10 protein-coding genes are annotated in these 7,567 nt (G+C 34.7%); 2 read left to right on the top strand and 8 right to left on the bottom strand.

Annotation, left to right across the window (positions count from 1 at the left end):
- Positions 1 to 173: 173 nt before the first annotated feature.
- Both EKM79_RS11940 and EKM79_RS11935 read right to left on the bottom strand, forming a co-directional pair.
- On the bottom strand, positions 174 to 1,211 hold the full coding sequence (locus EKM79_RS11940; RefSeq protein ID WP_125569091.1) for a zinc-dependent alcohol dehydrogenase family protein: 1,038 nt from the start codon (positions 1,209 to 1,211) through the stop codon (positions 174 to 176).
- Positions 1,212 to 1,226: 15 nt separating this feature from the next.
- On the bottom strand, positions 1,227 to 2,063 hold the full coding sequence (locus EKM79_RS11935; protein WP_125569089.1) for an SDR family oxidoreductase: 837 nt from the start codon (positions 2,061 to 2,063) through the stop codon (positions 1,227 to 1,229).
- Between the two features lie 157 nt (positions 2,064 to 2,220).
- Between EKM79_RS11935 and EKM79_RS11930 the strand changes: the two genes are divergently transcribed.
- The gene (locus tag EKM79_RS11930; protein ID WP_125569088.1) at positions 2,221 to 2,679 is read left to right on the top strand and encodes a nitroreductase family protein; all 459 of its coding nucleotides are present in this window, start codon (positions 2,221 to 2,223) and stop codon (positions 2,677 to 2,679) included.
- 251 nt (positions 2,680 to 2,930) lie between these two features.
- On the opposite strand, the gene EKM79_RS11925 is transcribed toward EKM79_RS11930, so the two are convergent.
- From EKM79_RS11925 to EKM79_RS11910, 4 genes are all read right to left on the bottom strand, one after another.
- On the bottom strand, positions 2,931 to 3,596 hold the full coding sequence (locus EKM79_RS11925; RefSeq protein ID WP_125569086.1) for a GNAT family N-acetyltransferase: 666 nt from the start codon (positions 3,594 to 3,596) through the stop codon (positions 2,931 to 2,933).
- 32 nt (positions 3,597 to 3,628) lie between these two features.
- Positions 3,629 to 5,068: a hypothetical protein gene (locus EKM79_RS11920; protein ID WP_125569084.1), complete on the bottom strand. Its 1,440-nt coding sequence runs from the start codon at positions 5,066 to 5,068 to the stop codon at positions 3,629 to 3,631.
- Between the two features lie 101 nt (positions 5,069 to 5,169).
- Positions 5,170 to 5,919, bottom strand: coding sequence for a LiaF transmembrane domain-containing protein (locus EKM79_RS11915; RefSeq protein WP_125569082.1), 750 nt, complete (start codon positions 5,917 to 5,919; stop codon positions 5,170 to 5,172).
- 2 nt (positions 5,920 to 5,921) lie between these two features.
- Positions 5,922 to 6,374, bottom strand: coding sequence for a LytTR family DNA-binding domain-containing protein (locus tag EKM79_RS11910; protein WP_125569080.1), 453 nt, complete (start codon positions 6,372 to 6,374; stop codon positions 5,922 to 5,924).
- A 242-nt stretch (positions 6,375 to 6,616) separates the two neighbouring features.
- Here EKM79_RS11910 and EKM79_RS11905 point away from each other — a divergent pair, with 242 nt between their 5' ends.
- Positions 6,617 to 6,928, top strand: a complete 312-nt coding sequence (locus EKM79_RS11905; RefSeq protein WP_125569078.1) for a helix-turn-helix domain-containing protein — start codon at positions 6,617 to 6,619, stop codon at positions 6,926 to 6,928.
- Here the strand turns inward: EKM79_RS11905 and EKM79_RS12290 are convergent.
- Both EKM79_RS12290 and EKM79_RS11900 read right to left on the bottom strand, forming a co-directional pair.
- A complete protein-coding gene (locus tag EKM79_RS12290; protein ID WP_211331293.1) occupies positions 6,923 to 7,078 on the bottom strand; it encodes a hypothetical protein in 156 nt (51 codons plus the stop codon). The genes EKM79_RS11905 and EKM79_RS12290 overlap by 6 nt on opposite strands.
- A gap of 88 nt (positions 7,079 to 7,166) precedes the next feature.
- The coding region (locus EKM79_RS11900) for an RNA-guided endonuclease TnpB family protein (protein WP_164506086.1) at positions 7,167 to 7,567 on the bottom strand (401 nt) is incomplete at its 5' end.

The following is a 7,567-nucleotide window of genomic DNA, read 5'->3' as shown; positions in this document are numbered from 1 at the left end:
GTGCATAAAAATAGGCATCCTCATTGAGGATGCCCATAGGCCAAAAATCATTCATCAATACTATTTGACAAAGAGCCATTTTTCCTTCTTAATAAATTACTTTTTCTAATGTAATTGTACTAAATTAAACAAAAAAAAAGATACTGGAATTAATTTCCAATATCTTAATACTATTATTTATTATCAATAATTAACAACGATTTAATTGCTTCTCGTTTATCCATCGCATTATAAGCATCCTGAATATGATCAAGATCAAATCTCTCAGTAAACACTTTTCCCGGATTAATCTCACCATTCAAAACCGCATCCAATAAAATCTTTTTATCATCAGTGGTTACTGACGCAATTCCACCTCGTAAACCAATGTTTCTCCAGAACAAATCGTTAGTATTCATTTCTGTTTTTTGTGGAACACCAACACGTCCAACAATTGCTCCTGGTCTACCTACTTTAATAGCAGTATCCACAGATTGTTCCGTACCAACACATTCGAGAACTGCATCAGCACCAGTTTTAGTTAAATCCATAACTCGTTGCACAGCTGCATCCCCACGTTCAGGAACAATATCAGTAGCACCAAACTCCATAGCAAGTTTTTGTCTATCTTCATGACGACTCATAGCAATAATACGCTTTGCACCAAGTAGTTTAGATGAAAGGACTCCGCTCAAGCCTACTGCTCCATCACCCATGACAACAACAGCATCTCCTTTTTTCACTTCAGCACTAGTTGCTGCATGAAATCCAGTAGCCATAACATCAGCTAATGCCAAAAAGTTATTAAGCATATCGTCTGAATAATCCTCTGGTTTACCAGGAATCTTTACTAATCCCCAATCAGCATTTTCATACCTAACATATTCTGCTTGGTAACCATTGCCACCCTTAGGTCCATTAAGACAGTCACCATCAAAACCTGCAAGACAAGCTGCACAATGACCACATCCATGTGTGAATGGGACAATAACAAAATCTCCTTTTTGAATATTTTTTAAATCTGATCCTACTTCATCGACAATACCAATTGCTTCATGACCAGCTAAAGAATTTGGCTCACGCTTTGAAATTCCACGATACCACCATAGATCTGATCCACAAACGCAGGCTCTAATTACACGTATAATCGCATCAGTTGATTTTTCGATTTTTGGTTTAGGTGTATTCGTAACTGTCATTTTTCCTGGTTCTACGAATAATGCTGCTTTCATATTAATTATCTCCTTTTAATTTCTAACTTCTGATACATCGCCATACCAGTATTGAGCCGTAATTCCGCCATCAGCTAAGAAATCACTACCGGTGATAAATGCACTGCGACGATCCATCAATAGTTCTGCCAAACTGGCTATTTCATCTGGTGTACCCGGACGCTTAGTAACCATTGAATCAAACATCTTTTTATATCCAGCACCACGAGGGCCGTTCAATTCATCCAATGCTAAAGGTGTCATAATAATTCCAGGACTAATTGAATTGATTCTAGCTCCACACTTTTGCCATTTTACTGATTCAGCTGCAACTCGCAAAACATTTGTACGTTTAGCATATTGATACGCCGCTAAAGAATCAGTGATATTATTTGACTGTAAAATTGGCAAATCCAATAATTCTTCTGTTGGGGTCATTGCTAATGCCTTATTATCTTCAACTGATAATCCTGGCAAGCGATGTCCTGATTGTGAGGAAATAACGATTCCTGATCCACCAGGTGCCATGACTTTTCCAAATTCTTCTAACAATACAGAGGTTCCATAAAGATCAACCTTCAAAACTTCTTTAACACTAGCTTGAGATGGAGAAACACCTGCGGCGTTTACTAACCCCATAATGTCTCCCATAGATTGAGCTTTAGAAACTACTTCTTTAATAGAATCTCTTGAAGAAAGGTCTGCTTTAATTGTCTCAACGGAGAAACCTGCCTCTTGTAATTTTTTTTGCATTGTTGATAATTTATTTTCACTATAATCAGCTAATAACAATCTACGACCTGATGAGACCCTTCTAACAATTGCCTCACCGATTGCGCCAGCTCCAAATAATACAACTACTGAATTATTCATTGATACATAACCTCCGTATTTCTATTCGAGGTATATATTACAATCTACTAACGATACGACCAATTCCAATTATTTGATCAATCGATAAGTTTAACTTATTAATCATTCTAGATTAAAATGGCTTATGATATATGTGTAATTAAAAGGAGTGTCAATTATGGAAACATTAAATATGCTTAATTCACGTAAAGCTATTCGTGAGTATTCCGGACAGATTACTGACGAACAGTTACACAAAATTCTAGTTGCGGCCAATGCAGGTCCCGTTGGTATGGGCAATTACGATGATTATCGTCTTACAGTAATTCAAGATTCTAGTATCTTATCCAAACTAAACGGCATCTATGATGCTCCGACTGTTATCGTGGTCTCAGCCAAGAATCCTAGTCACATGGAATACATTTCATCCGGCGCTATTGTCCACAACATGGAATTGGCTGCTGAAGATCAAGGTATTGGAGCCAACTATAATATGGCATGTATATCTTCCATCCCAGAAGGAATTATTCCTGAATTCTTCAAACCTATCTTTGCAATAACATTAGGTCAAACAACGGATAAATTCACCGATCGTAAAATCCCAATGGATAAAATAAAAACTAATATTATTAAATAAAAAGGCAGCATTGATAAATTTTATTATTTATCAAATGCTGTCTTTTTATTTATATGGTTCAACCACCTTAACTATTTCATTTTATCTAAAAGAAATACAATCTATAGATGATTAATACTATGCAGATAACAGAAACAATATTACCCATCGTTTTATAATTTGTCTTATCAGCTTTTCTATTCCAAAAAAAATTGTTAAGCAACATACTAACAATCATAATTATTAATAGAGAGAATAACATCAACTTATTATTATTCATATGGTTCAACCATCTTAACTATTTCTAGTATTTTATTTTGTAATCTAATTCCTTTAATTTTTTCTTTCTTAGGAAAACCCTCATCAAATGCTTCGACTTTTTCTTTATCAAAGAAGTAAACATCCGATTCAACATATCTACCAGAGATATCCTTCATATCATCTTCAGAAATAACATTAATCTGTTGTGCAGCCGCATACTTGTTATCAAATGTACGAATACCATATTGCTTAGAAGGGACAAATCCCTTTAACGAATAATAATCTGGATCACCTTGCAATAATATCGCTGAGAATCCCATTTTTTTAGCAATTTCTTTAGTATACGAAATCATCTTGCCACCAATTCCGTTACCCTCATACTCAGTCGTTACACAAATGGGGCCAATTCCAATAACTGGATACTCAGTACCATCATCTGCTACGACTTTATTTCTCATATATGCAATCTGACCAATTATCTTACCCTTATACACTGCCACTACATCGAGTTCTGGAATAAAATCAGGATCATCCCTCATTACGTGCATTAAATAATGCTCGACACAGCCTGGCTCAAATTGATTCCAAAAAGCCTCTCGCACGACATTCTCTGTTTCACGATAGTCAGTTGGTATTTCCCTTCTGAGTTTAACATCCGCCAAATCAATCTTTGTCATTAGTCATTTTCCTCCAACAACTTACAAAATAACTACTTACGCTTTTTCTTTTTTAACTTTCCTTTAACCATTTTTACATTATCTAATGAGACCACTTTAGTCTGCAATGAAAAAATAATCTTCTTAGCTATTCGATTTGATAGAACATCTTCATCAGACAACATAAGAATCAATGATGTAAACAACTGTGATATATCATTGTATTGACGGCTATTATTAGTTTTCCTTAACCATTCTCCGAATTCCTTCCACGCTGCTTCTGACCAATTATCCGGTGTCTCTAATTGTTGAGCATATAATACATCAGTTACTTCACTAACAAATAAAATAACATCAGGCTTTTTGAATTTTAACGGTATGCTATATGAGTTTCGATCACTCCACAGATTAATCCCATATTGAACACCATCCTCATGATTACTTATTGCTATATCACGACTCCAAGATCTATTACCTAAGCTATCTAAATGCTCCATTTCAAGATACTCTCGCTTAGGATCAGGGTCGTACACAATGGAATCATCGGAGCCTAACTGTGAGTTTAAAGAATCATCAAACATACCATCTCTTAAACTATCTATTCCACCATTAGCATTAACTTGATCAATAAATGCTTGTACAGATTTTTCATCGTCAAAATCTATACCTTGCTCCATCATCTTGTTCGCTACCATTTTTGAAGGTCCAAAATTATTTGAATCAGAGGCTAAATCAATCATTTCTGATTCACTTGCGGCTAAGTATCGTTTAAAATTATTTATTTTCGTTTCATTAACAAGTCCTTGATCACCAACATAAGTTAATAACCCCGTTAAAGCCGGCACAACATATTGATAATCATCAGTATTTATCCCGACGTTACTTACAAGATAACCTGTCAACACTCCATGAATGGCCTTCTTAGTCCATGATTTTGGAGTTTTACGATATTCATCATATGCTCTATCAGTCAAAGCAGACATGACAGTGCGTAGCAGCTCTTCCGTAACACCCTTATCACGGTGCTTCCACTCGGGACTTTTTATATAATCATCTACCCACTGTTGAGTATACTGTGAGATATCATTTGACACATACTCAAGCCATTGTGGTAACGTTGGGTCATTTTTCTCAGAATCATTCGATAATCCTACATCACTCTCGAACTTTACAAATGAGCGTTTTAAATCTCGGTTATTAATATGTATTATTTTCTCTGATGAAGCAAACTCTAAAAATGCTTTTACGACATCGTAAAACGACTTAAATACCATAAATGACTCAAAATCAGGATCTTTAGCTGACTCTTCCGCAATCGACATCAATATGTCAAATATTAGTACATCATCTATTTTGGAAATATCATCACACCCGTCTTCCTCAACAACTTCCAGAAAATTATTCAAAATAAATCTAACTTCATTACTGTCATAACTATCTAAAGTTGAAAAGTATGAACTCTTAGTAAATTTATCCCACATATTAATATTCATATGTACTCTCCTAAATAAGACTTTGTCTCAATGATACTATAAATTACTTGGTTATTTTCAAATAAAAAAGATGAGCTCTGTTAAGGACTCATCTTTTTACTCTATATATAATAAATCTTCAATCCAGCCAATGAAGAATATCCATGTATTGTAACAACCGGACTATCTTCAGTAACTTCAGGAATTCCCTCTTCCGAAATTCCACTCATGTTGCTGTCATCAATTTGTTTTACGATATTCCAATTCTTAGGAATGTATAACTCGACTCCACCAAGCGATACATCAACATTGATGGTTGCCGTATCATCAACTTCAACATTCTCAAAATAAATCTTAGCATTGCCCATCGATACGTTGATATTAGCTTCCTTAAAATCTTTTGACGTAACATATCTGATGCTGCTTCCCATTTTGACACTAACGTTAATATCTGACTGACTATCAGTTCTTACGTCCGGACGATGATTATGTCTATCGTACATCCTCTGATTATGCCAATCATTACCGTGATGTCCATATCTCATCCAGGGATGATGCTTCATCAAAAAAGGGCGAAGTATTAGTGAGAGACCAATTGACACAAGTAATGCAGCCCCCAATAACGTCCAAGGTACAATTGCAGTAATTCCTAAGGGTTTAGCGTACAAGATTGCCAAAAAGGCTAACGAAAACACAGTTCCTGGAACCATAAAATAAACCAGACTCTTAATCAAAATTGCGACAAGAAAAATTGTCGCTACCACGGTCCAAAAAGTAAAAGTATAAGTTATCAAGTGCAACTGACTAACAACTAGAATTCCAGCACTCAATAACATGAATAAGCCCCAGAATAATCCATTTCTATTTTTCATCTTCAAAACTTCCTCTTATCTAGTCTATTTTTCAACTCTTTCAAAAATCGTCTTGAAACATATAATGTCTTGTAAGTATTCCTGAATTGAATCAAATTACCAGTCACCGATCTAGTTAACGAAACAATCTCATCCAAATTCAAAATTGATGATTTAGATACTCGCATAAACTTACCCGGTAGTTTCTCTTCTAATTCATAAAGACGATAGTGAATCAAAAAGGCGTTGTTAGTTGTGTGAGCATAAACATTACGATCATTAGTTTCGAAGAACAAAATATCATTTAATTTTAATGGATAAACAGTTTCACCAATATATCCACTGATTTGACTGAATTCATTATTCATTCTTTTTATCTGATCAACTAAATCTTTTAGCTCGTCGTCCTCTACCGGAGATTTGATAATAATCTCACGTTCAGAATAATCTGACGAAATATCTACCCTTATTTTCACTTCCAACAACCCTTTCGTTAAAAGTATTACATCACATACTGATTGACCTGTATATAGATTCTGACTAAGTGGTTATTTTGGCTGTTTAAGTGGTAATCACTAATTGTACGACATAATATGTACATATTATGTACAGAAATATATTTTTATACAATTAAACACATATGTGTTAATCTTTCATAGGTACAAAAATTCCATTAATATTGAAACCACATACTACATTCAATGATTGGGGGAACTTCATGCTTGAAGAGATCGGCAAAATAATTCGTAAGCAAAGAAAAGCTCTTAATATGACTATCGAGCAACTAGCCGAGAAATCCGGATCATCACCTAGTTTGATTTCAATAATCGAACGTGGAAAATTGGATAATATCAAGATTCAAAAACTTAACGATATTGCACGTGCTCTTAATTTGCAGTTATCAGATTTCTTTTTGAATAAGAACTTACAAGATCCTGACACATTAAACTTGATCAATTACTTGTCTACCTTGCCAGAAGATAAACGCAGTGAGTTAGCAAAGTTAATTATGAGAATCAAGAATCTATAAATCATATTTTTTAATGATCGACCATGCAATTTGTTCAATTGTATGGTCTTTTTTTAGTTTCTTGTATTCGTCATCTAATTTAATGGAATCAGGTAAATGACGAAGAGTGAGAATACCAAAGTTATGAAAATCCACTCTTCTGTGACTCAATTCGTGAACTACTCGGCACTAAAGTGTCGAGCTTCTAGGAACGCTTGACTTACCGCCAGACATTTCAGTCCTTTGGCATTGGTCATAGCTATATTACTAAGGCTTGTTCCAAGCCCTTGTTTAGTATATTTTTACTAGCATTAATATCACGATCATTTACTGAATCACAGTTTGGACATGTCCATTGGCGAATATCCAATTCATGCTTACCATCGTCATATCCACATTCGGCACAGTATTGGCTTGTCTTGAACGGATTTACAACAATAAGTTTCTTACCATACCATTCACACTTGTATTCAAGCATTGTCCTGACCATTCTCCAAGATTGATTAGAAATGGCTCTAGCTAGATTATGTTTTTTTAACATATTGCTAGATTTCAAATCTTCAATCGTTATGACATCATAATTTTTAACTATTTGGGTAGTGATTTTATGGATATAGTCCTTACGTTGGTTGGCAATCTTTTCAGAATACTTAGCTACCA

Origin of the sequence: Companilactobacillus insicii, from assembly GCF_003946015.1 — a bacterium.
In the GTDB taxonomy this organism is placed as follows: Bacteria; Bacillota; Bacilli; order Lactobacillales; family Lactobacillaceae; genus Companilactobacillus; species Companilactobacillus insicii.
The sequence above is the reverse complement of the archived record's forward strand: the minus strand, read 5'-3'. Positions and strand labels throughout refer to the sequence as shown.